Source organism: Pseudomonas sp. RSB 5.4 (genome assembly GCF_037126175.1).
Taxonomy (GTDB): Bacteria; Pseudomonadota; Gammaproteobacteria; order Pseudomonadales; family Pseudomonadaceae; genus Aquipseudomonas; species Aquipseudomonas fluorescens_H.
In genome coordinates this window covers 1,534,897-1,558,563 of the sequence record NZ_CP146986.1, presented here as the reverse complement: position 1 = coordinate 1,558,563, position 23,667 = coordinate 1,534,897, and the positions used below count along the sequence as shown (strand labels likewise).

Genomic DNA, 23,667 nt, shown 5'->3' with positions numbered 1-23,667 from the left:
GGCCGTCAGCGATGGGTGCTCAGTGCGAAGACACATACAGGGAGGGCGTGGTGGACTGGGGCAGGGCATACGTGGCTTTCATCCACGCGATCTCGGCCAGCGGTGTGCGTCCGAAGAATCGCTTGAACTCGCGGCTGAACTGCGAGGCGCTTTCATAACCGACGTTGAACGCGGCGGTCGCGGCGGGCATGGCGCCACGCAGCATCAGCAAGCGCGCCTGATGCAGACGCGTGGCCTTGAGGTATTGCATCGGCGATGAGTCGGTGACATTGCGAAAATGCACATGAAAGCTCGGTACGCTCATCCCCGCTTCCTCGGCGAGGGACTCGACATCCAGACGTTGCTCATAGCTGCTGTGAATCCGCCGGATCGCCCGGCTGACCTTGCCGAAATGCCCTTGCTGCTGGAGTGCCGCACGCATCGAACCGCCTTGGGCACCGGTCAGGATCCGGTAGTAGATCTCCCGAACCAGCGCCGGCCCGAGGATCTGCGCGTCGCCCGGATCGCTCATCGCTTCGAGAAAACGCAGGGTCGAGGCGCGCAATGGATCATCCATCGGCGAGGCGTACATGCCCTTGGGCGCAGCGTCGCTCGGCCCGAACACCTCGTCGACCTGCAGCATCAACTCGCTGGCCAATTGCAGGTCGAGGCGCATATACACCGCCAGCATCGGTTCAGCCGCACTGGCCTCGGTTTCCATGGTGAACGGCACCGGCACCGACACCACCAGATAATGCTGGGCGTCATAGACGTAGACGTCATCGCCCAGATAGCCGCGCTTGCGCCCCTGACAGAGAATCACGATGCCCGGGTCATACAGCACCGGAGTGTTGCTCAGCGGCCGATTCGAGCGCAGAAAACGCACGTCCTCCCGCGCACTGAGGTTGTAGCCCTCCAGCGGCGCGAGCTGTTCGAGCAACTGCACCATGCGCGCGGTGTACGGATCGGATGGACTCATGGGCATTGATCTCTGTGCCGGGACTCAGCCATCGGTCGAGCGGGTCAGGGTTTCCCATTGCTCGATTTCGCTGAGGCTGCGTTGCAGTTTGTCGCGCACCAGATTCAGCGCATCGCTGCCCAATAGCAAGTGCGCGGGCGGCGCGGCGCTGGCGATCAGTTGCAGCATGGCCTGCGCAGCCTTGCGCGGATCGCCCAACTGCTTGCCGCTTTTCTCTTCGCGGGCCTTGCGCACCGGGTCGAAACTGGCGTCGTAGTCGGCAATGCTACGCGCCGTGCGCTGCATCGAACGACCGGCCCAATCGGTGCGAAACGAACCGGGGGCTACCGCCGTGACAAAGATGTTGAACGGTTGCAATTCCTTGCTCAGCGTATCGGAGAGCCCTTCGAGGGCAAACTTGCTCGAACAGTAATAGGCAATGCCGGGCATGGTGATGGTGCCACCCATCGAGGTGATATTCAGAATGTGCCCGGCTCGCCGCTGCCGAAAATACGGCACGAACGCCTTGATCATCGCCGCCGCTCCGAACACGTTGACGTCGAACTGACGCCGCATCTCCGCCAGCGGTGACTCCTCGAAAATGCCCTCATGTCCGTAACCGGCGTTGTTCACCAGTACATCGACCGGACCCAGTGTGGCTTCGACGTCGGCGATCACCCCGTCGATGCGTTCGAAATCGGTGACGTCGAGCAACACCCCGTGTGCCCGATCCGCGGACAGGGCCTCGAACGACTTCAGATCGGCGTCATTGCGCACGGTACCGATCACTCGGTGACCGGCGCTGAGCGCTTCTTGCGCGAGGGCGCTGCCGAAGCCGCTGCTGACACCGGTGATAAACAGGGTTTTGCTGCTGTGCATGGCAATCTCCGACGGATAAGTGGAGAGGCCATGTTAGGCAGCCTGGGGCGAGAGGGGTATGCCGGTTTGTCTGGGAGGATTGCCTGTTCCTATTGGCAGACCTGTGAAGCGCTCTGAAACGTGGTGTTGATTCAGCACGCCGCCCGGATCAGGAGCCATTCCTGAGCAACTGTCCCAGTGCCTCCAGCTCAGCTTTCTCTACATCGGAAACCAAGACGAAGCGCATGTGACCGGCCTGCCATGACACCACATTAAAGCCGCGAACCGTCCGGCTCTGCGTTGCCGTGTCAGCCTCAGTCGTGGGCAGGATGAACACGTTGATGATGTGCTTGGCATGCCCGTAGCTCAGGGCGGCGGTGGTCTGGTGTTGCAGGTAATCCAGACGCCCGCCGAGCAGAGGAAAGCCTTGCGCCGTGTAGTCGAACACCGGAGGCGAGAAGTCGAGTTTGCCGGTGAACCAGGGCTTGACGGTGTGGCGATCGGACGACACCACATCGTTCAGATGCTCGCCCATCAACGAACGAACGTGACTGGAAACGGCCTCGTCGATCAGTGGTTGCTCGCTGCCCGGAGTGGCGATATACAGCACCATCGCCAGGGCCAGCGCTGCGGCGGAAAAGGCCGGGGCCAGCCATTTTTGCCAGCGCTGGATGAATCCCGGCGCAGGTTTGTCTGCGGCGAACACGCTGGCCGCCAATGAGGCGGGGGCGGGGTAGTAGGGCGCATGGCGCTTCACGCCGAGCTTGAGCAACTTCGCTTGATCATGCAGCCGCGCGCATTCGGCGCAGGCGCTCAAGTGCGCTGCCACCTGCGCAGCTGTCGCCGGATCAAGCTCCTGATCCAGATAGCCGTGCAGCTGTGTCTGGCAAACCGTGCAGTCGAGTTCATTCATGGTCGTGCAACTTCAGTAATTCGAGCTTGAGCATGGCCCGCGCCCGGGCCAGCCTGGACATGACGGTACCGATGGGAATATCGACCACCAGGGCGATGTCCTTGTAGGGCAGGTCTTCGAGTTCCTTGAGCACAATCACCTCGCGAAACACCGGCGGCAGGGCGCATAGCGCTCGTTGCAACAGCGCGGCGTTTTCAGTGTGAATCGCCAGCAGCTCCGGGGTCTGACTGTGGCTCAACGCGCAGTCGCCAGCCGCGCTTTCGTCATCGAGGGCAACCCAATGGCGCCCGGCCGACGCCTTGAGCCAGGTGTAGCTTTCGTTGCGCACAATGGTCAGAAACCACGCCTTGGCGTTGCCATCGGCGAAACGCTGCAAAAACCGGAAAGCGCGCAGGGCGCTTTCCTGCACGACGTCGCGCGCGGCGCTGTCGTTGCCGGTCAGCCAGCGCGCAAGGTTGTAGGCCGCGTCCAGATGCGGCGCAATCAGTTCCTCAAATCGCTTCATGGTGGGTTCCGCACTGTCACACCCCTATAACCGTGCTGCGCCGGGTTTTATTCCCGAAAAACAATTTGTTTTGCGACGTGGAATAAACCCTCGCGTCGCAAGGTTTACCTCGTGTCAGCTACCTCACTGTAGTCCGCCCGCGAGGACATACCGATGGACATTCAAGCAAAACACCCATTGCGCACCGACGGCTTGCTCAACCCGGACCGGCGCACCCTGCTCAAATGCTCGGCGTGGGCCGGGGCCGGGGTCATTTGGGCCTTGAGCGGCGGGGTTCCCAAAGCCTTCGCGCTGGACGAGGCGGGCAACGTCAGCGAGCCCAAGGCCCTGGCCAGCACCTTTCACTTCGTGCAGATCAGCGACTCGCACATCGGCTTCAATAAGGAAGCCAATCCGGAACCGGTGAAGACCTTGCAAGTGGCGATCGACAAGGTCATCGCGCTCCCCAAACGTCCCGCACTGATTCTGCACACCGGCGACATCACGCACCTGTCCAAGCCTGAGGAATTCGACACCGCCGCGCAGTTGCTCAAGGGCCTGCCATCCACCGTGCATTACGTGCCCGGTGAGCACGACACCCTCGACGAGGGCGGCGGCAAGCTTTACCTGGAGCGCTACGGCAAAGGCACCAAAGGCAACGGCTGGTACAGCTTCGATGATCACGGCGTGCACTTCATCGGGCTGATCAACGTCTTCAACTTCCAGGCCGGTCACGAAGCCACCCTCGGCGCCGATCAACTGGCCTGGCTGGCGGATGATTTGCGCGCTGTCAGCAGCAGCACCCCCATCGTCGTGTTCACCCACATCCCGCTGTGGACCATTTATCAGCCGTGGGGCTGGGGCACCGAGGACGGCGATCAGGCGATTGCGATGCTGCGCAAGTACGGTTCGGTGACGGTGTTGAACGGGCACATCCATCAGGTGATCCAGAAAGTCGAAGGCAATATCACCTTCCACACCGCCCGTGGCACTGCCTATCCACAGCCGGCTCCGGGTGCCGCACCGTCGCCGGGGCCGATGACGGTAGCGGCCGATCAACTGCGCAATTACCTGGGGATCACCGACGTGCGTGCGACCCAGGGCGATCACCCGCTGGCACTGATTGACTCAACACTGGTTTAACCGAGGACACGCAAATGAAAAGGCAACTGTTGGCGCTGATGGGCCTGCTGCTGGCGATGCCGGTGTGGGCGACGGAAGTGAAGATCGACATCAAGGAATTCATGTTCGGCCCCAAGGACCTGACCGTGGCCGTCGGTACCAAGGTGACGTGGGTCAATGACGATCAGATTCCGCATACGGTGGCGGAAACCCACAAGGTGTTTCGCTCAGGGGCGCTGGATACCAATGACAGCTTTTCCTGGGTGTTCAATACACCGGGGGAGTTTGAGTATTTTTGCGTGTTGCATCCGCAGATGATCGGCAAGGTGGTGGTGACGCAGTGAATGCGATCGCTGAAAAACTTGCTGAAAAACGTACCGGAAGGGTGCTGCTGACCTGAGTGTTACTCAGCTACCAATCTGCACCTTTCCGGGGCTCGCAATGAGCTATTGGGTAGCACGTCCCAAGTTCGGCGCAGCAGGAGCTGATCGCTGTTTTCCGCTTAAATCATTCAAATCAAGCGCTTGGCACGGTGCGGAGAAATCTGGCATGCATCGTGCTTTTTTGTATCCGTGGATAATTGGATACAAAAAGACAAAAGGTGCTGCCATGCAATTCGCTCCCGCCTATGACCAGCGTCAACCGATGACCGCCGAGGAGGAGGCCTACAACTTTCTGTTGGAAGGCATCTGCGGCGGTCGTTATCGCAAGGGTGACCGGTTGATCGCCGAGGACATCGCCAGTGAAATCGGCATGAGCCGTATGCCGGTGCGCGAAGCCTTTCGCCGCCTCGATGCGCAGGGCCTGGTGACACTGCGGCCCAACCGCGGCGCGGTGGTCAGCGGTCTGGATGTCGAGCAAATGCATGAAGTCTTTGAGATGCGCAGCGCCTTGGAAGGACTGGCGATTCGCATCGCCGTACCAAAGATCAGCGAGCGTCAGTTGACGGCGCTGGAGCGGCTTCTCGATGAAATGGATGACTACCGCGAGGAGAGTGCGGCGTGGGTCAGTCGCCATCGCAAGTTCCATGAGTACCTGTGCAGCCTCAGCGATCGCCCACGGCTGCTGAAGCAGATCAGCGCCCTCTACGCGCTGATCGAAGCGCCCATGCGCCTGTGGTTACAGCACATCGAAAAGCCCCTGAGTGCGCGCCAGGAACATCAGATGATCCTTGATGCGATTCGCGCCGGCGACGCCCACAAGGCCGAGGCCGTGGTGCGTGAACACATCGAAGGCACGGTGCCCGAGCTGATCAAGTTTCTGCAATCGGAAAAATAACCACAGAGCGGAACCCGAATCCGCCGATGTTTTGACTTTGAGTACTGCCCCGTTACTAACCGAACTGGAGTGTCTGGTCATGCATACGTCTCGCCTGTTACTGGCTGCAATTTCCCTCGGGCTCTGTTCGCAGTGGGCGCTTGCCGCACCGACGGTGCCGGAGCGTCTGGTCAAGGTCGACAAACTCACCTATTGCTCGGGCATGGATTCGCCGCCACTGGTGTCCTTCGATGAAGCGCAAAAGCCCAAAGGCCTGACCGTCGACCTGGGACTGGAAATCGCCAAGCGTCTGGGCGACAAGAAAGTTGATTGGCGGGTGATTCCGTTTTCCGGATTGCTCCCGGCGTTGCTCGCCAAACAGTGCGACATGATCGTCGATCAGTTGTTCGACAAGCCCGAGCGCCGTGAGGTGATCGACATCGTCAACTACATGTATTCCAGTCAGGCGGTGGTGGTGCCCAAGGGCAATCCGAAGGCGCTGAAAACCCTCGCGGATCTGAGCGGGCACAAGATCGCGGTGCTCAACGGCTCGACCATCAAGACCTTGCTCGACACCGAAAATGAAAGCCTGACCAAGGCCGGCAAGCCGCCGATGAAACTGGTGGTCTACAACACCGACACCGATGCCTTTCAGGCGCTGCGCATCAGTCAGGTCGACGCTTACGGCACCACGGTGGAAACCGCCGGCTATTACGCTGCGATGGCTCCGGACCTGTTCGAGGAAGGCGTACCGGCCTTCAGCCGGATCCTCACCGGTCTGGGCATTCGCAAGGACGATCCGCAACTGAGCGCTGCGGTGCAGCAAATCATCAGCGACATGCGCGGCGATGGCAGCTACAACCAGCTTCTGAACAAGTGGCACGTCTCCAGCGACACACTCGATTGAGGTAAGCGTTGATGAACTTCAATTGGGATGTGTTCTGGCAGTACCTGTTGCAGCCCAGCGGCGTGTACCTCACCGGGCTCTGGCTGACCTGCCTGATCAGTGTGTTGGCGATGTTGCTCGGCTGTGTGTTGGGGCTGGCCGCCGCATTGTTGCGCTTGTCGAAGAACCCTCTGCTGCATCTGCCGGTGCGCTTTTATGTGTGGCTGATGCGCGGCACGCCGTTGCTGGTGCAAATCGTCTTTCTCTACACGGCGCTGGCGGCGGGCGGGATTTTTCGCTTCGAAGACATTGAGCTGTTCGGGCTGGTGATCCCCGGCAACATTCAGGCGGCGATCATTGCTCTGGGCCTCAACGAAGGCGCATACATGGCCGAGATCATCCGCGCCGGCATCGGCGCCGTGGACAAGGGCCAATACGAGGCCGGGCGCTCGCTGGGCATGACCTTCGCCAAATTGATGCGCCGTATCGTCCTGCCGCAGGCGTTCCGGGTGATCGTGCCGCCGCTGGGCAATGAATTCAACGTGATGCTGAAAAACACCACGCTGGTCAGCGTGATCGGCGTGCAGGAGCTGTTGCTCAGCACGCAGATGGTCACCTCGGCGACTTTTCGGGTGTTCGAGTTGTACCTGGTGGTGGCGATTTATTTCCTGTTGCTCACCACGCTGTGGGGCTTCTTTCAGCGCTGGCTGGAGAGCCGTTTCGGCCAGTCCGACAGACCATCTTCGCCGCCGCCGGCCTCCAGCCGGATGTTCGGGCGCAACACGCTGAAACTGCTGAGGGGACGCTAATCATGGCGCATCAAAGTGACGAGCTGATCATCGAGGCGCTGAACATTCACAAGTCCTTCGGCGATCTGCAGATTCTCAAGGGCATCTCGCTGCAAGTGCGCCGTGGCGAAGTGGTGGTGCTGATTGGCGCCTCAGGTTCGGGCAAGACCACGTTTATCCGCTGCATCAACCTGCTCGAAGACATTCAGTCCGGGGAGATTCGGGTCAGCGGCCGGCCCATGGGCTATCGCACGCGGGCTGACGGCAGTCTGGTGCGCGACTCGGAACGCAACATCGCTCGCCAGCGCCGGGACATCGGCATGGTGTTCCAGCGCTTCAACCTGTTCCCGCACATGACCGCCTTGGAAAACATTATCGAAGCACCGATTCAGGTGTTGGGTGTGCCGCGCCAGGCTGCGCTGGAGCAGGCGCAGGCACTGCTCAAACGGGTCGGTCTGGCGGACAAGGCCAGTCATTACCCGTCGATGCTTTCCGGCGGTCAGCAGCAACGCGTCGCCATTGCCCGAGCGCTGGCGATGAAGCCACAGGCGATGCTGTTCGACGAGCCCACCAGCGCCCTCGACCCGGAAACTGTCGGCGAGGTTCTGCAAGTGATGAAGGAGTTGGCCGAAGAGGGCATGACCATGGTCGTGGTCACCCATGAAATGGGTTTTGCCCGCGAGGTGGCCGACCGGGTGGTGGTGCTCGATCAGGGTGAACTGATCGAACAAGGCCCGCCGGAACAGATTTTCAGTCGTCCCACCCATCCCCGTACCCAAGCCTTTCTCAGCCGCGTGCTGTGAAACTTCACAAGGATTTTGACGATGCGTTTATCGAGCTTGTTCGCGGCGCTGTGCTGCGCCGCCGTGGTGCCCATGCTTCAGGCTGCCGATTCGGTGGTGAAGGTTTACAACTGGTCCGATTACATCGGCCCCGACACGCTGAAGAATTTCGAAAAAGACAGCACGATCAAGGTTCAGTACGACATCTTCGACACCAATGAAATGCTCGAGGCCAAGTTGCTCTCCGGGCATTCGGGCTACGACGTGGTGGTGCCGTCCAGCCAGTTTCTTTCGAAACAGATTCGCGCCGGCGCCTACCAGCCGCTGCAACGCGGATTGCTGGATAACTGGAAGCACCTCGATCCACGTCTGATGCAGCGTCTGCAGGCTGCCGACCGCGGCAACCAATACGCCGTGCCGTACATGTGGGGCACGGTGGGCATCGGCTACAACGAGGAGAAGGTGCGCGCCGTGCTCGGCAAGGATGTGCCGCTCGATTCGTGGTCGATGGTGTTCGATCCGCAGAACCTCGCCAAACTGAAAAACTGCGGCGTGGCCTTCCTCGATGCCCCTGTGAAGATCATCCCCCAGGCCCTGCTTTATCTCGGGCTGGACCCCAACAGCGTCAAGCCCGACGACTACAAACAGGCTTCTAAACTGTTGATGACTCTGCGTCCCTCTGTGACCTACTTCAACTCATCGAAGTACACCGCCGACCTGGCCAATGGCGATATCTGCGTGGCGATCGGCTATTCCGGTGACGTGATGCAGGCCCAAACCCGGGCACGCGAGGCCGGAAAAAATATCGATATCCGCTACCTGATTCCCAAGGAAGGCGTGAACCTCTGGTTCGACATGCTGGCGATTCCCAAGGATGCCGGCAATATCGCCAACGCCCATGCGTTCATCAACTACTTGCTGCGCCCTGAGGTGATTGCGCCGGTCAGTGATTACGTCGGCTACGCCAATCCAAACAAGGACGCCACGGCGTTGATGGACCCGAAGGTCAGCGGCAACCCGGGGATCTACCCGTCTGACGAAGTGATCAACCATGCCTTCGTCTCCGCCGATCTGCCGGAAAACATCCAGCGCCTGATCACCCGCGAATGGAACCGGATCAAGTCCGGCCAATGAATTGCTGATTTGAAGAGCCTCTGCCATGTTGAAATTTTCTGCTCACGAATATCCCTATCCGTCGCAACGCCAAAGCGTGTTTGCCCGTCGTGGCATGGTCGCGGCGTCCCAACCTTTGGCCGCACAGGCCGGCATCGAAATGCTGCAAAAGGGCGGCAATGCGATCGACGCCGCCATCGCCACGGCGGCGGCCCTGACCGTGGTCGAGCCTACGGGCTGTGGCCTGGGCGGTGATGCGTTTGCGCTGGTCTGGTTCAAGGATCAGTTGCATGGCCTCAATGCCAACGGCCATGCCCCGGCGTCGTTAAGTATCGAAGCGGTAACAGCAGCAGGCCATGAGCAAATGCCGCTCTATGGCTGGACGCCGGTGACGGTTCCCGGTTGCCCATCGGCCTGGGCCGAGCTGTCGCAACGCTTTGGCTTATTACCGTTCGCCGATCTGCTGCAACCGGCGATCAATCTGGCCAGAGACGGTTTTCCGCTGTCGCCGGTAGTTGCCCATCAGTGGCAGATCGCGCTGGATGAGTTCACTCCCCATCGCGATCAAGTGCTACAGGCCTGGTTCGATACGTTCCTGATTGACGGTCGCGCGCCCAAGGCCGGGGAGCTATTCCGTAACCCGGCTCAGGCGCGAACCCTTGAAGAATTGGCGGCTACCCGTTGCGAGAGTTTGTATCGCGGCGCGTTGGCGCAACGCCTGGATGCGCATTCACGGGCAACGGGTGGCTATCTTCGCGCTACGGATCTGGAGCATTACCGCGCGCAATGGGTGGAGCCGATTCACGTCAATTACCGTGGCGTGGATGTCTGGGAAATCCCGCCGAGCGGGCAGGGTCTGGTCGCCTTGATGGCGCTGAAGATTCTCGAGGGTTTCGACTTCGATCACCGTGACAGCCAGCAGACCTGGCACCGGCAACTGGAGGCAATGAAACTGGCCTACAGCGATGGTCTGCACTACATCACGGATCCGCTGCACATGCGCGTGGCCGTCGCCGATCTGTTGAGCGACGAGTACAGCGCCCGCCGCCGCGCTCAGATCGGCGAACAGGCGCAGCCGCCGAAGCCGGGCGATCCCCACGCCAGCGGCACGGTGTACCTGGCCACGGCGGACGGGCAGGGCAATATGGTGTCGTTCATCCAGAGCAATTATCACGGCTTCGGCTCAGGCGTAGTGCTGCCGGATAGCGGCATCGCCCTGCAGAACCGTGGGCAGGAATTCAGCCTGGATCCCGAGCATGCCAACGCGTTGGCGCCGGGCAAAAAGACCTTTCATACGATTATTCCTGGTTTCCTCACCAAGGACGGTCAAGCGTTGGGCCCGTTCGGTGTGATGGGCGGCTACATGCAGCCGCAGGGCCATGTGCAGATGGTCATGAACCTGGTGGATTTCGGCCTGAACCCGCAATCGGCACTGGACGCGCCGCGCTGGCAGTGGCTTGGCGGGATGAAGGTCGGCATCGAACAGGGCGCTTCAAGGGATCTGGCCAATGCGTTGGCGCGTCGCGGGCATGAGGTGCAGATCGCCAGTGATCTGACGGATTACGGACGAGGGCAGATCATTCTGCGTGATCCGGTGACGGGTGTGTTGTGTGGGGGGACTGAGCCGAGGGCGGATTCGCATATCGCGGTTTGGTAAAGCAGGTTGGTGGCCGGGTATTGACGAGCATTGCCCCTCTGACCGCTAGTGCGAAGAAAGGTCAAAGGGGCAAAAACGTTTTTCGTCAAACCGTGCTGCAGGTGGTCATCTCGCAATGGTTGGGTAAAAACTCCATGACATCACAAAAGAGTTTGCGTTGCCTCCAGTCATTGCGATCACCGATCACATACAGCCGGCGTTTGGCCCGAGTGGCGGCGACATTGAGCAGATTGGGTTTAGAGACTGCCCATTCACGAGCCCCATCGTTTTCACTGCTTCCGCCCAGTACAAGAATGATCACCGCCGCCTCTTTGCCCTGCATCGTGTGAATCGTGCCGCGAACCATCTTGGCGTGCAGGCGATCCTTGAGATGGTTGCGCACGTCCTGAAACGGCGTAATGACGGCGATGCTGTCCAGCGGTACGCCATCCGCCTTGAGCTGCGCCAGCAAACGGTCCAGTGCCTGACCTTCACTATCGACCCAGTTGCCAGAGGACCTTCCACTGGCATGCACCCATCCAGTGAGTAGAGAGGCTGGCGTTTCCTTGGCGGGTGAGGGCGCAATCGTTCCGTAGACCATCGCGCCGTCGTAGGCGATGCGGTTGGCCAGGTCGAACATCGGTCTATCGCAGCGACGATGAACTACCAAAGGCAGGCCGACCCAGCATTTTTTTCCCCTCGGCCCGGCCATGCGCCCCCAGGGAGTGGCCTCATCGGCGAGTGTCTGAGCGGACTGGCGGTTCGGCAGCCAGTGAGCGTCAACCTGATAACGGGTGCGCATGTGTTCAAGCACCGCATCGGAAACCGTGACGATCGGTTCCAGTTGCAGTGGGTCACCAACCAATACCGCTCGGCGCGAGCGCCATAGTGCTCCCACAGCTGCCTGTGGTGTAGCCTGACCCGCTTCATCCACCAACAACCACCCGATCTCGCTACACCCAAGGCTGCCGAAGGAACGGGCAAATGAGGCGAAAGTACTGCTGAGCACCGGTACGACCATGAACAGCGAAGCCCATGCAGAGCGCACCGCGGATTGGGAAACTCCGAAATAACGACTACCGGTCAGCATGCTGGTGACGAACGTCAGGTTGTAGCCCATGCGCGAGGCTTCAATCTGAAAGAACGTGCGATGCAATTTGAGTGCTTCGATGAACACCTTCGCCCGGGCCTGACGCCAACCTTCGACGATCCACGGCTCGGCCAATTCGATTTCGCTGCCTCTGCCGATTTGACCCTGTTCCAGCCAGAGCAACAGATGTTCTGCCTGCCCGGCCTGAGCAACGCTGCGTGCGTTGTCGAGCTGTACACCGGCATGTCGCACAGCTTCGTGGATCTCCAGTTCATCAGCGGCCAGTTGTCGATCCAACTCGTTGAGTCGGCCAATGATGCGTTGCAACTGGCGTTGCACACTGTCGAACGCGTCCTTGGCCAAGGCGTGTGTACCTTCAAGCAAACGCTGGCGGGCAGCCCAAATACGATAAGCCCCCCACAGGCTGAAGAGGTTGGCGAGAAAACCAGGTTTTTTTATCAGGTTCGATTCAAGCGCCCGGAGTTCGCCCTGCAGTTGCTCGCGCGCGGGTGCGAGCTGCAGGGTTTCCAGCGTCGTTTGTTCCTTGTCGAGATCGCTGCGCTGGGTGCGACGGATCTGAAAATGCTCCTGCATCTGCTTGAGCCGGGCCTTGGCGCTGATCACGGCCTGAACCCGTTCCAGAATATCTTCTACCTGACCACGCAAAGCCTGTTCTGCATCTTTGGCGTCCAGATAGTGTTTGACTGCCTCGCGCCAGAGACCGGCTTTTTCACTGGACGTAAGCGCCTTCATCAACGCTGCTTGTTCGGACAGCCATTCGCGCATGCCTTTGGGGGGCGTTTTGGCTTCAGTGTCATCCGCTTCGGGGCTATCAGCCGGGGGCTCGTTATCGTAAATGTCTTCATCCAGGCCCCAGATATCGACTGTTTCGGGGTCAGGCGTTTCGGCTTCGTCTTTGGCCTTGTCCGCTTCAGGCGGAAGTTTGCCGTAGAAAAAACGGTCGACGAATTGCGTGCGTTTGGCTTTGCTACCCAATGCCGCAGAAATCATTGCCCATGCGGGCTTGCCACTGGTCAACTTGCCCAGGTCGCTGAAGTACTCTGCGTCGGGCAACCACGACGGGTCGACCTTGTCTTGCTGAGGTAGCTCAAGCGTGACGTTCTCGACGGCGCCATTGTTGGAGGATGCGACGACCATCTCGAAACCGAACAGGCGCGGGTCGAGTTGATAGGCGTAGCGATCGCGCCCGCCGTCGTTGGCGGTTTCACGACCGTCCTTGATAAACGCCTCTGAGGCTCTGCCCAGTGAGGCCAGCACGTCGGCCCGTTGTGTCACTACTGCAGCGATAAGGTCGCGTAGCAGGGTGGTCTTGCCGGTTCCAGGTGGTCCGTTGACCCCCATGATGCCGGGGGTATTGCCGAGGTTATGCAGCAGGCTGTTGACTGCCAGTTGCTGCGAGTGCACCAAGCCCAGATGTTTTTCGGCGGGCCAGCAACCGGCGGCGTAGCGCGAAGGCGCAAGACGATCGATCAGCGCCAGATCGGCACCGGGCTTGTCCAGATGCAGGCGCTGAGTCGAGTCATGATGGCTCAGATAGCGGGCCAATGGCGCGCTCGTTTCACCACGGGAAAGGGCTTCAGCCATGTCGGCCAGATCGCTGAGCAGGAAGCTGTTGAGTGGGTCGTCTTCCTGTTCTGACTTGTTCGGGTTGATGGGCGCCGAGCGAAAGCGATGCCCGCGCGGCACGTCGCCGAAAAACTCTTCGAGTCCCAGGGTTTTGCGGATGGAGTCAGTCAGCCAAGCCAGATCGGCAGCCTGAACCACACCCCCTAGCAGGCTTCTGGACTGTTCACGAAGGGAATCCTGGGTTTCCTCGAAGCCGCGTGTCCAGTCCCTGTTATTGATCGCGCAACCGAGGAACCATGCCTCGCTGGACAATACCAGGCTGTCGACCAGCATCATGCCTTGATCGTTGAACTTCAGCGCGTACAGGGCGGAAACACGTTTTTGTGGTTCTTTGTAACCTTGGTCTGCCCCGTACAACTCTGCTAATCGGTGAGCGACCGTCAGGTTGTCGTAGAGGTGTGCGTAGAGCGTGTGGCTCCATACGCGTTTGCTCGGCAGGCGCTGCCGGCTCAGTGGGTTGGCCGGCATCCACGGCAGGATTTGCGCCGAGGTGGGAATGTCCTGATAAAAGGGCTGGTAGTCGCCATCACGCTTTTTCAGCTTGGGGACCGCCTGGGGTTGCAACAGTTCGACGGCGTGCCAATAGCGCACGATATTTTGCGAGTTCATTTAAAGCGTCCTTGAAAGCGCTGGGCCTGAATTCCTTTGAGCCAAGGATATCAGGCATCACCCTTCGCGGGATCATCGGTCGATGGCAGTGGACGCATCGTCATCAACCCGGCACGTCTTTGTCCAGTCGCGATGAACACACACTTTTTCACAAAGACCTCCCAGCCCCCATTCGATGGCAGAATCTCCCTGACTTGACTGTTTTGGAGAACACCATGCTTCGTGTGTTTGAACGAAGACTCGACCCTTTCCCGCCTGACGAGGTGCCACCTCCGCCCAACGGCCTGGCTAAATTCCTGTGGGCCTGCACCCGGGGCGCACGCGGCTACATCCTGGCGCTGGCGCTGCTCAGCGCCGCCGTGTCGGTCTATGAAGCGTGGCTGTTTTCCTTCCTCGGTCAGGTCGTCGACCTGCTCTCGACCTGGCAAGCCGGTGGCGAAGCGGCTGTGCAAGAAAGCCGCGTGCTGTGGGGCATGGGCATCGTCATGGTGCTCAGTGTCGGGCTGGTGGCGTTGCGCACCATGGTCCAGCACCAAATATTGGCAATTAACTTGCCGCTGCGCCTGCGCTGGGATTTCCACCGGCTGATGCTGCGGCAAAGCCTCTCGTTTTTCTCCGATGAGTTTTCCGGTCGGGTCACGACCAAGGTGATGCAGACGGCGCTCGCCGTACGCGACGTGCTGTTCACCATGATCGAGATCTTGCCCGGGATCGGTGTGTACTTCATCGCGATCATCGCCCTGGCCGGCGGCTTTGCGCTGAAACTGATGCTGCCGTTTCTCGCTTGGGTCGTGCTGTTTGGCCTGGCCATGTGGTACTTCGTGCCGCGTCTGGGCAAGGTCGGACAGGAGCAGGCCAATGCGCGGTCGATGATGACCGGGCGTATCGCCGACGCGTACACCAACATCACCACGGTCAAGCTGTTCTCTCATTCCAATCGCGAAGCGCACTTCGCGCGGGCGGCGATGGAGGATTTCAAGCAGACCGGTTTTCGCCAGATGCGTCTGGTCAGCCTGTTCGAAATCGTCAACCAGGCCCTGGTGGTGGGGTTGATCATGTCCGCCGGTGGTTACGCCCTGTGGCTGTGGCATCAGGGCGATGTCGGCGCCGGTGCGGTGGCGGCGATCACCGCCATGGCGTTGCGGATCAATGGCATGTCGAACTGGATCATGTGGCAAATGACTTCGCTGTTCGAAAGCATCGGCACCGTTCAGGACGGCATGGCGACGCTGACTCAAGGCACCAAGGTGCAGGATGCGCCAGATGCCGGCGTGTTGGTCACTTCTGGCGGCGCGGTGACCTTCGACAAGGTCAAGTTCAACTACGGTGGCGAACGTCAGGTGCTTGACGGCCTGAGTCTGAGCATCCGCCCCGGTGAAAAAATCGGTCTGGTGGGCCGCTCCGGTGCCGGCAAATCCACCCTGATCAACCTGCTGCTGCGCTTCTATGACGTCGACAGCGGCGAGATTCGTATCGACGGCCAGAACATTGCGCACGTGACTCAGGACAGCCTGCGCAGCGCGATTGGCATGGTCACCCAGGACACTTCGCTGCTGCACCGCTCGATTCGCGACAACATCGCCTACGGCCGCCCCGATGCCACCGACGCACAGATCCGCCGCGCCGCTGCCAACGCTCAAGCTGATGAGTTCATCAGCCAGTTGAGTGATCGGCAAGGACACACCGGCTACGACACCTTGGTGGGTGAACGCGGGATCAAGCTGTCCGGCGGCCAGCGCCAACGGGTGGCGATTGCCCGAGTGATGCTGAAGAACGCGCCGATCCTGCTGCTCGACGAAGCCACCAGTGCACTGGACTCGGAAGTCGAAGTGGCGATTCAGGAAAGCCTCGATGAAATGATGCAGGGCAAAACCGTGATTGCGATTGCTCATCGACTGTCGACGATTGCGGCGATGGATCGGCTGATTGTGATGGATGACGGGCGCATCATCGAGCAGGGCACCCATTCCGAATTGCTGGAGAAGAACGGTGTGTATGCGCGGCTGTGGGCGCATCAGAGCGGCGGCTTCCTGGGTGAGGACAAAGGCGTGGTCGAGGCGATGGATCAGGCCTGACCCACCGACCTTGCGCTGTTGCAATATCCGCCGCATGCGCAGCTGCGACACCGCAATCGCCATGTACACCAGCAAGCCAATCGCCCCGGAACTGGCCAGCAGGAACTCGAACAGCCCGGCGGGCATGAAGTAGCTCCACACGGTGATCGACGCGCCGAGCACGGTGCTGGCGATGACGGCGGCGCGTGGCACACCGGCCGCGGAAGTCGCCTTCAGCGCTTTCGGCGCATCGCCGCGACGACCCAGCGAGTACCTACTCTTGTGCACGGCGACTTCGCCTTGTCTGAATCGTCGGCGATCACTGAGTACCTGGAAGACGTTTTCCCTCAGTCGCCGGTGTACCCACAAGACCTTTGGCTGCGTGTAAAGGCACGACAAGTCCAGGCATGGGTGCGCAGTGATCTGTTGCCCATTCGCCAGGAGCGATCCACATTGGTTGTGTTTTATGGACTCAAATCAAAGCCCTTGTCGTCGTTCGCCGAGTCGGCAGCGCGCAAGCTGTTCGGTGCCGCACAAACGCTACTTGCCGACAGTCCCGAATACCTGTTCGGCCAATGGCAACGACCAACCGTCCAGGAGTGGGTCAAATTGCAACGGCCTAGGATGTAGCGGCCCGCCAACCTGACGATTGCCGCGTAGCGAATCTCGCCGGCCTGCATTTTACGGTTGATGTCTCAGGCTGGTCTCCCGGCAACGTATCTAGCCAATTTCCTTCACGTAGTTGCGTAAAAGCCCAAAACTGACCCTAAAATCCTCGAACAACGAGGGAACTATTAACGTCCACCGACAGACTGATCTGCTGTTGCGACCCTCATGCAAATGTCGCACGAACAAAATTTCTACAATAAATGGAGCGGACAATGGGCAGGGCACGCGATGAGTTTGATTTCTGGTGGGATACGTACGGATCGTGGGTGGAACCTCCGAATGTGCGCCGCAGCGGCACCAGCGGTGTCCAGTTGGTTGTTCAGGGTGACAAGGCGTTTTTCGTAAAGCGTCAGACCGGCCATTTGTTCCGCAGTCTCCGTTACCCCACTGGCCGACCCACCGCATTGCGTGAAGGCGTTGCCCTTTCAAGACTCGAACAACTGGGCGTGAATGCGCCAAGACCGGTATTTTATGGCGCGAGAAAAGTCGATGGCGTATGGCAGGGGGTCTTGGTTACCAAAGATCTGGGCGGCTTCACCGATCTGGATACCTGGTATAGCCAGGGCACTGCAAGCCTGTTGACCACAGAGCAACATCTGCGAGTTCTTGAACGTTTGGCGCAAATGCTGGCGCGGATGCACTCGGGCAAATGGCAGCACGGTTGCATGCGTTCCAAACACATCTTTATCAAGGCGTCGATTACCGACGCAGACTTCGATTTCGAACTGGCGCTGCTTGACTTGGAGAAATCTCGCGGTCGTGCTACGGCAATGGGCGCGGCGCGTCACGACATTCCACAACTCAGACGGCATTCTTTCTGGGATGAATCGCAGTGGCGGCATTTTCTTTCGAGTTATGAGCAAGCCATTGGTAGAACCCTGTAAGCAGGTGTGCAAATTCACGAGTTGGCTATAACAGTCGCTGGTGCGTGCTCAGCACATAAGCCACGCACCAGACTCGTCTGAATAATTACCACTGACCGCTTCCGAGACAGGCGATTATTTCCCAGCCACTGAATTCCCACCAGGAATAACGCTCATCAGAGCAACTTCTGGCCAGGCTGGCCGTCTGGATTTCTCCAGCTTTCTGTTGTGTTGAGAAAGGCGTGTCAATCGAGGCGGTCGCCTGCTTGACCGTCTGTGGAGCAGTGATGGTCGTAGGATGCACGGCAGCGTTTGTGACCGTTGCGGCGAGAGCGAGTGTCGCGGCGATGGCCAGAGTAGTCATGGACTTTTTCATGTTCGAATCCTTTCAGTTAGCTGACAGCGGGCTTAAACATTGGCCCCGACCTGCCTTCTGAACAGATCGGGCATTCGCGTATGTCACGCCAGAAAAGCCTATCACTGCGCTATCTGCGGAACAGTCGCACAACTGTGCTATTGACAACTTGTTGAGCGGCCGGTCTTCGTCAAGGGCGCTGGATCGAGTCAAATAATCTGAACCCCGCCCAAACGCCCGCGCCTAACGATCAGCTTGTGTTCATTCGCACAGGCCCGGTGCCAATACCGGCACATTTCGAGAGGTGGTCAACGTGGCTAAAGACGAGAAGAAAAGCAAAAAAGACGATGCTTCGAAAGCCAGCAAGGACTTGAAAGACAAAAAGTCTGCGCCGGAAAAGAAATCAGCGGCAGCCTCGGCACTTTCCAAGTCCTCCGACAAGAAAGACAAGAAGAAAGACGCCGAACCGAAGAAGTCTGCAAAAAAAGCCGATAGCAAGCCGGAAAAGGCCAAGGATTCCAAAAAGGCTGACAAGCCGGCGAAAAAGAAAAAGTAACACTTGCGACTCGCCAGGGCTTCACGCCCTGGCGTCCCTCAGATCACGTCTTCAAGCCGGTTCTTCAACCCTGTGCACATCCCCCAACGAATCACGCTGCATTGACTGCAGGTTTTTCTCGATGGTTTCGCACAGGGCTTCCATCTGGATCTGGTGCTCGCTATGGCGAAACGGGCTTTGCAGGTCGGTGCCGATGCGTTCGATGGCCAGCAACATGAAGCCCACCACCGTCGAGGCGAGCGGGGTGAACCAGCCCAGCGATTCCACCAGCCCCACTGGCACAATCAGGCAGAACAGCGAAATAAACAGGCGTGGAAAATACACGTAAGGGTAGGGCAGCGGGGTATTGGCGATCCGCTCCATCCCGCCCTGGCTGTTGGATAGATCGACCATCGTCGATTCCAACCGTGCCAGCCGAATGCTGTCGAGGCGCCCGGCCTTGTATTCCCGGGCCAGTAACGCCGCGGAACCGGTGAGGATGTCGTTGGCAAAGTTGTTGGTGGTGCCGCTGCGGGCGAACTCATCTGCCGGGATGAACGCGCGGACTTCTTCCGGGCAAGGCTGGCCTTGCAGATGCGCGGCGAGGCAATTTACATACGCCACATGGCGGCGCAACAGCGTCGCCTTCAGCGGATTCACTTCGCTATCGGAGTCATCCAGCAGCGTCAGCACCTGCCGGGCGAAGCTGCGCGAGCTGTTGATCATCATGCCCCACAGGGTTCGCGCTTCCCACCAACGGTTATAGGCGCTGCTGTTGCGAAAACTGATCAGCACCACCAGCGCTGAACCGAGCAATGTCAGCGGCATCAGCGGCAGGTTGATCTTGGCGTTGAGGAACAACATGAAGTCGACGGTGACGGCGATGTCCCAGAGCAACAGCCAGAACAGCGACCAGCCCACGTAGCCCATGGTCTTGATGATCAGACGGTATTTTTTGACGATGGCAGCTTTCAAACGGGAACCTCGTGGCGAGCGGTAAGCGTGAACGCCCTAGCTCGGACGCTGGTTCGGGGGTAAAGGTTCGGTGTCGACCGAGCATCTTGGTTACGACAATTTGCAGGCCATAAAAAACCCGGCAATCACGCCGGGCTTTTTATGGCCTGAAGTTTCGTCAGAAAGCTCAGAGTGAAGCTTTAACCTGCAAGCCAAACACCAACGCATTGTCGATGTCCTGCCCGGAAAACGCCCCCGGTTCGATGATGTATTGCATGTTCGGGCGCAGCGTCAGCCACGGCGTGGCCTGATAGCCGTAGCCGAGTTCGATCAACTGTTCGCCACTGTCCAGGTTCGGAAACTGCGTGCCGTTGGCCATGGCGGCATCCTGTTGCACGTCGCGGCTGCGCGGATTAGGCACCGCGCGGCCGTAGCCAAGAGCAACGGTGTCACGCGGTCGACCTTCGAACGGTTTGTACAACACCAGACCAGTGCCGTACCACTTGCTGAATGGCGAAGCCGCTTCGCTGGCCGCCGAGTATTGGCCGAAGGCATGCAGGCTGCGGCCCTCGGACGATTGCGAACTCCAAACGGCCTGATCGATCAGCAGGTAATGCCCGCCACGGCCGGACACTTCTTTGTCGCTGCCGATGCGTTTCACGTCGGAGCTGTCGTAGTAGTAACCAACCTTGTATTCACCGGGCAATTCACCCGCGTGCTTGTACACCAACTCGATCGGCACCACGGTGCCGGTGGTGTGTTTTGGGCCCAGATGCCAGGCGCGGCTGGAGTTGCCGTTGCTCTCGGGATCGACATTGAACGCCGCCACGCGCAACTGCCACGAGGACGACAAGTCGTATTTCACCCGCACACCCAAGTGCGCGTTGGGGTAGTTGGTCCAGCCACTGCCGCCGGACATGTTCAGCGGATGGCCGCAGAAACCGGCGTTCATGAAGTTGCACAGAATGCCGCTGTCGAGGCCGCCGAGGTCGTTGCCCATGGCCATGTAACCCAGTTTCACGTTGAGCGCCGGGGTGAACAGGCTGCGCTCGTAACTGAGTTCGGTCAGGCGGGTGTAGAGGCCGCCGTAGTTTTCCTGGATCGGCAGACGGTTGCCGACGAGGTCTTCCGAGGCGCTGTTGCCGCGGCGGTCGTTGATGGTCAGTTGGACCTTGCCGGCGTTCTCAACGCCATACAACTTGCTCAGGTCGAACTGCGCGCCGAGCTTGATGTTCTGCGAGTAACGGCCGGAGCGGTGCAAGCCGCCATCGGCGTTGTAAGCCATTTCCCCGGTGTAATCGCCGGTGAATTTGATCCCGTCTTCGTCCATCTGATGCCGCAGACCGCCCCAATCGCCGGTCAGGGTGTTGCGGGTCAACAGGTTCGAATCGGTATCGGCGAAGGCGGGCAGGGTGGTGCAGGTCAGGCCCAACAGCACGCCGTTGACCCAGCCGTTGCGAGTAAAACCAAACATGGAGATCTTCCTGCTCAAATCTGTAGCGATATCGGAAAGCGGCGCGGCACCCTCAGGTGCCGCGCGCAAAGAAAGCGCCCGTGTTCAGCACGGGCGCTGCGGCTTACGGCAAGGCGTAGGCCATCACGTAGTCGCCGCGATCGGTCGACTGACGTGCACCACCGGCGGTGATGACGATGTACTGCTTGCCGGTCTTCGGCGAAACGTAGGTCATCGGGCCGCCCTGACTGCCGACCGGCAGACGCGCTTTCCAGATTTCTTCGCCATTGGCGCTGTTGAGGGCGCGCAGGTAGAAGTCCTGGGTGCCGGCGATAAAGATCAGGCCACCTTGGGTCGACAGGGTGCCGCCGAGGGTCGGCAGACCGATCTTGATCGGCAGGTGCATGCGGATACCCAGGGGACCGGTGTCTTCAACGGTGCCGACCGGAACCTGCCAGGCGATTTTCTGGGTCTTCATGTCAATGGCGGTCAGGGTGCCGAACGGCGGTGCCTGGCAAGGAATGCCGGCCACCGACAGGAAGCGGTTTTTGTTCACCGCGTAAGGCGTGCCTTTGAGCGGTACCGCGCCCATACCGGTGTTCAACGCTTCGCCACCGGACGAGGCCTGCGCCTTGTTCTGCGACGGGATCATCTGAATCCACAGACCCAGGCGCATGTCGTTGACGAAGATGAAACCGTGCACCGGGTCAGTGGAGATGCTGCCCCAGTTCATGCCACCCAGCGAACCCGGGAAGCTCAGCGATTTATCGGTACCCGGCGCGGTGTACAGGCCGTCATAACGCATCGATTTGAAATCGATCCGGCACAGCAACTGGTCGTACGGGGTGGCGCCCCACATGTCCGACTCAGTCAGATGCTGGGCACCGATCTGTGGCATGCCCACCGATTTCGGCTGGGTTGGCGAGTACGGTTCGTTCGGGATGTTCGCGGCTTTGACCGGGACTTCTTTAACCTCGGTCAACGGTTTACCGGTGGCACGATCGAGCACGTAGATCTGTCCGGCCTTGGTGCCGATGACCAGCGCCGGAACGGTTTTGCCGTCCTTGGTGAAGTCGATCAGGCTCGGCTGCATCGGCAGGTCGAAGTCCCAGAGATCGTTGTGCACGGTCTGGAACACCCAGCGTTCATCACCGGTGGTGGCGTCCAGCGCGAGGATCGAGGCGCCGTAGGTGTGATCGAGTTTGCTGCGCTCGACACCATAGATGTCGGTGGACGAGCTGCCCATCGGCAGGAACACGGTGTTGGTCGCCGGATCGTAGGACATCGGCGCCCAGCTGTTCGGCGTGCTGCGCACATAGGTGCTGCCTTCGGCCGGGGCCTTTTTATCCTGCGGGTTGCCCGGGTCGAAGGCCCAGCGCATGGCACCAGTGATCACGTCAAAACCACGGATCACGCCGCCCGGCATGTCGGTCTGTACGTTGTCGGCGACACGACCGCCGACCACCACAGTGGTGCCGGCCATCAACGGCGCGGAGGAGAGCTGGTAGTAGCTGTCCGGCACGTCGCCGAGACCGGCCTTCAGATCAACCTGGCCGTTGTTGCCGAAACCCTGGCAGAACTCGCCAGTGTCGGCATCGACCGCGATCAGGCGGGCATCGATGGTGTTAGTCAGCAGACGGCGCTGGCAATTGGCAGCCGGCGCAGGCTTGGCTTCGATGATGCTCGAATTGCTTGGCTGAGCGATGCTCTTGGTCGCATCGAAATAGGCCATGCCACGGCAACGCTGCCAGACTTTGGATTTGGCGTTGATCGCGTTCTTCCACAGCTCTTTGCCAGTGTCGGCATCCAGCGCGATCAGGTTGTTGTGCGGGGTGCAGATGAACACCTTGTTGCCGATCTGCAACGGGGTTAGCTGGTCTTCGGCACCGTTGCCATCGCTCTCGGCGACGTCACCGGTGTGGTAGGTCCACGCCACTTTCAGCTTGTCGACGTTGTTGCGGTTGATCTGGTCCAGCGCAGCAAAGCGGCTGCCGCCTTCGGTATTGCCGTAGTGCGCCCAGTCTTTTTGCGCCTTGTCTGGCTCAACCGGGGTCAGGCCCGGGCCAGTGCCGGTGGCAGCGACGGTCGGGTGCGCAACGAACATGTTGCCGGCAGCCACCGCCAGTCCCACGGCCAGGACAGCGGCAACGCCGTAAGCGCCACGACCCGGAACACCACCGTTGGCACGCTTGAGCAGCGGATAGACCAGCGTCACCGCCAGACCCACGGTGCTGAACATGAACAGACGCGAGAACACCGGCCAGAACACCAGCCCGGCATCGCTCACCGCCCAGATCGCTGTCCCCACCAGAAATGCCGCAAACAGCCAGGCGCCCGCAGTCTTGAAGCGAGCGATCAGCAGACCGGAAACGGCCATCACCAGACCACCCACGAGGAAGTACCACGACCCTCCCAGGCTGACCAGCTTCACTCCGCCAGCCGCAAGTGCCAGGCCGAGCAGGGCGATGATCACCCCCAGCCCGACCAGAATGAATTTTGATATGCCCGAGAGGCGTTGACTCTGCTTCACGTTGAATGTCCCGTTGAAATGAGGCGTGCATTATATAGATAGGTAACTACCTAGTTAAATCACTAATTCAGTAATGAACTGTTGTTCATTGCGAAATCCCCGTCCTGAGCGGGGACCTGCGCTTTCAAGGGC

General features: G+C 59.8%; 20 protein-coding genes and 2 pseudogenes. 12 read left to right on the top strand and 10 right to left on the bottom strand.

Features of this window, described 5'->3' with window-relative positions; translation table 11 throughout:
• Positions 1-19 precede the first annotated feature (19 nt).
• The 4 genes from V9L13_RS06925 to V9L13_RS06910 all read right to left on the bottom strand — a co-directional run bounded on the left by V9L13_RS06925 (position 20) and on the right by V9L13_RS06910 (position 3,213).
• Positions 20-958, bottom strand: coding sequence for an AraC family transcriptional regulator (locus V9L13_RS06925; protein ID WP_338801986.1), 939 nt, complete (start codon positions 956-958; stop codon positions 20-22).
• 24 nt (positions 959-982) lie between these two features.
• Complete coding sequence (locus tag V9L13_RS06920; RefSeq protein WP_338801985.1) at positions 983-1,816, bottom strand: oxidoreductase; 834 nt, start codon at positions 1,814-1,816, stop codon at positions 983-985.
• Between the two features lie 148 nt (positions 1,817-1,964).
• On the bottom strand, positions 1,965-2,708 hold the full coding sequence (locus tag V9L13_RS06915) for an anti-sigma factor (protein WP_338801984.1): 744 nt from the start codon (positions 2,706-2,708) through the stop codon (positions 1,965-1,967).
• Positions 2,701-3,213, bottom strand: a complete 513-nt coding sequence (locus V9L13_RS06910; RefSeq protein ID WP_338801983.1) for a sigma-70 family RNA polymerase sigma factor — start codon at positions 3,211-3,213, stop codon at positions 2,701-2,703. Before V9L13_RS06910 ends, V9L13_RS06915 begins: the two co-directional genes overlap by 8 nt.
• A 153-nt stretch (positions 3,214-3,366) precedes the next feature.
• Here V9L13_RS06910 and V9L13_RS06905 point away from each other — a divergent pair, with 153 nt between their 5' ends.
• From V9L13_RS06905 to V9L13_RS06870, 8 genes are all read left to right on the top strand, one after another.
• On the top strand, positions 3,367-4,335 hold the full coding sequence (locus V9L13_RS06905) for a metallophosphoesterase (RefSeq protein ID WP_338801982.1): 969 nt from the start codon (positions 3,367-3,369) through the stop codon (positions 4,333-4,335).
• 14 nt (positions 4,336-4,349) lie between these two features.
• Complete coding sequence (locus V9L13_RS06900) at positions 4,350-4,658, top strand: plastocyanin/azurin family copper-binding protein (protein WP_262141847.1); 309 nt, start codon at positions 4,350-4,352, stop codon at positions 4,656-4,658.
• 265 nt (positions 4,659-4,923) lie between these two features.
• The gene (locus V9L13_RS06895; RefSeq protein ID WP_103483426.1) at positions 4,924-5,592 is read left to right on the top strand and encodes a GntR family transcriptional regulator; all 669 of its coding nucleotides are present in this window, start codon (positions 4,924-4,926) and stop codon (positions 5,590-5,592) included.
• A 79-nt stretch (positions 5,593-5,671) separates the two neighbouring features.
• Positions 5,672-6,478, top strand: a complete 807-nt coding sequence (locus V9L13_RS06890) for an ABC transporter substrate-binding protein (RefSeq protein WP_338801981.1) — start codon at positions 5,672-5,674, stop codon at positions 6,476-6,478.
• An 11-nt stretch (positions 6,479-6,489) separates the two neighbouring features.
• Positions 6,490-7,266, top strand: coding sequence for an amino acid ABC transporter permease (locus tag V9L13_RS06885; protein ID WP_338801980.1), 777 nt, complete (start codon positions 6,490-6,492; stop codon positions 7,264-7,266).
• Between the two features lie 2 nt (positions 7,267-7,268).
• A complete protein-coding gene (locus V9L13_RS06880) occupies positions 7,269-8,048 on the top strand; it encodes an amino acid ABC transporter ATP-binding protein (RefSeq protein WP_338801979.1) in 780 nt (259 codons plus the stop codon).
• A 21-nt stretch (positions 8,049-8,069) separates the two neighbouring features.
• Positions 8,070-9,161 (top strand): polyamine ABC transporter substrate-binding protein, encoded by a 1,092-nt coding sequence (locus tag V9L13_RS06875; protein WP_338801978.1) that lies wholly within the window; start codon positions 8,070-8,072, stop codon positions 9,159-9,161.
• A gap of 25 nt (positions 9,162-9,186) precedes the next feature.
• Positions 9,187-10,797: a gamma-glutamyltransferase family protein gene (locus V9L13_RS06870; RefSeq protein WP_338801977.1), complete on the top strand. Its 1,611-nt coding sequence runs from the start codon at positions 9,187-9,189 to the stop codon at positions 10,795-10,797.
• Between the two features lie 85 nt (positions 10,798-10,882).
• Here the strand turns inward: V9L13_RS06870 and V9L13_RS06865 are convergent, their stop codons facing one another.
• Complete coding sequence (locus tag V9L13_RS06865; RefSeq protein ID WP_338801976.1) at positions 10,883-14,122, bottom strand: AAA domain-containing protein; 3,240 nt, start codon at positions 14,120-14,122, stop codon at positions 10,883-10,885.
• Between the two features lie 215 nt (positions 14,123-14,337).
• Between V9L13_RS06865 and V9L13_RS06860 the strand changes: the two genes are divergently transcribed.
• Complete coding sequence (locus V9L13_RS06860; RefSeq protein WP_338801975.1) at positions 14,338-16,197, top strand: ABC transporter ATP-binding protein; 1,860 nt, start codon at positions 14,338-14,340, stop codon at positions 16,195-16,197.
• Between the two features lie 12 nt (positions 16,198-16,209).
• Here the strand turns inward: V9L13_RS06860 and V9L13_RS06855 are convergent.
• Positions 16,210-16,449 (bottom strand): annotated as a pseudogene (locus tag V9L13_RS06855) (GABA permease); the annotation flags it as partial.
• Between V9L13_RS06855 and V9L13_RS06850 the strand changes: the two are divergent.
• Together V9L13_RS06850 and V9L13_RS06845 are read left to right on the top strand one after the other, a co-directional pair.
• Positions 16,432-16,806, top strand: a pseudogene (locus V9L13_RS06850) (glutathione S-transferase N-terminal domain-containing protein); the annotation flags it as partial. The pseudogenes V9L13_RS06855 and V9L13_RS06850 overlap by 18 nt on opposite strands.
• Positions 16,807-17,057: 251 nt before the next feature.
• Positions 17,058-17,729: a lipopolysaccharide kinase InaA family protein gene (locus V9L13_RS06845; RefSeq protein ID WP_338801974.1), complete on the top strand. Its 672-nt coding sequence runs from the start codon at positions 17,058-17,060 to the stop codon at positions 17,727-17,729.
• An 85-nt stretch (positions 17,730-17,814) separates the two neighbouring features.
• Here V9L13_RS06845 and V9L13_RS06840 read toward each other — a convergent pair whose 3' ends face one another.
• On the bottom strand, positions 17,815-18,084 hold the full coding sequence (locus V9L13_RS06840) for a hypothetical protein (protein WP_338801973.1): 270 nt from the start codon (positions 18,082-18,084) through the stop codon (positions 17,815-17,817).
• Between the two features lie 292 nt (positions 18,085-18,376).
• On the opposite strand from V9L13_RS06840, the gene V9L13_RS06835 reads away from it, so the two are divergent.
• Positions 18,377-18,619: a hypothetical protein gene (locus tag V9L13_RS06835; protein ID WP_338801972.1), complete on the top strand. Its 243-nt coding sequence runs from the start codon at positions 18,377-18,379 to the stop codon at positions 18,617-18,619.
• Between the two features lie 51 nt (positions 18,620-18,670).
• Here the strand turns inward: V9L13_RS06835 and V9L13_RS06830 are convergent, their stop codons facing one another.
• The 3 genes from V9L13_RS06830 to V9L13_RS06820 all read right to left on the bottom strand — a co-directional run bounded on the left by V9L13_RS06830 (position 18,671) and on the right by V9L13_RS06820 (position 23,535).
• Positions 18,671-19,573, bottom strand: a complete 903-nt coding sequence (locus tag V9L13_RS06830) for a bestrophin family ion channel (RefSeq protein ID WP_338801971.1) — start codon at positions 19,571-19,573, stop codon at positions 18,671-18,673.
• Positions 19,574-19,739: 166 nt separating this feature from the next.
• A complete protein-coding gene (locus V9L13_RS06825) occupies positions 19,740-21,026 on the bottom strand; it encodes a carbohydrate porin (RefSeq protein WP_338801970.1) in 1,287 nt (428 codons plus the stop codon).
• A gap of 103 nt (positions 21,027-21,129) precedes the next feature.
• The gene (locus tag V9L13_RS06820; RefSeq protein ID WP_338801969.1) at positions 21,130-23,535 is read right to left on the bottom strand and encodes a glucose/quinate/shikimate family membrane-bound PQQ-dependent dehydrogenase; all 2,406 of its coding nucleotides are present in this window, start codon (positions 23,533-23,535) and stop codon (positions 21,130-21,132) included.
• Between the last annotated feature and the right edge of the window lie 132 nt (positions 23,536-23,667).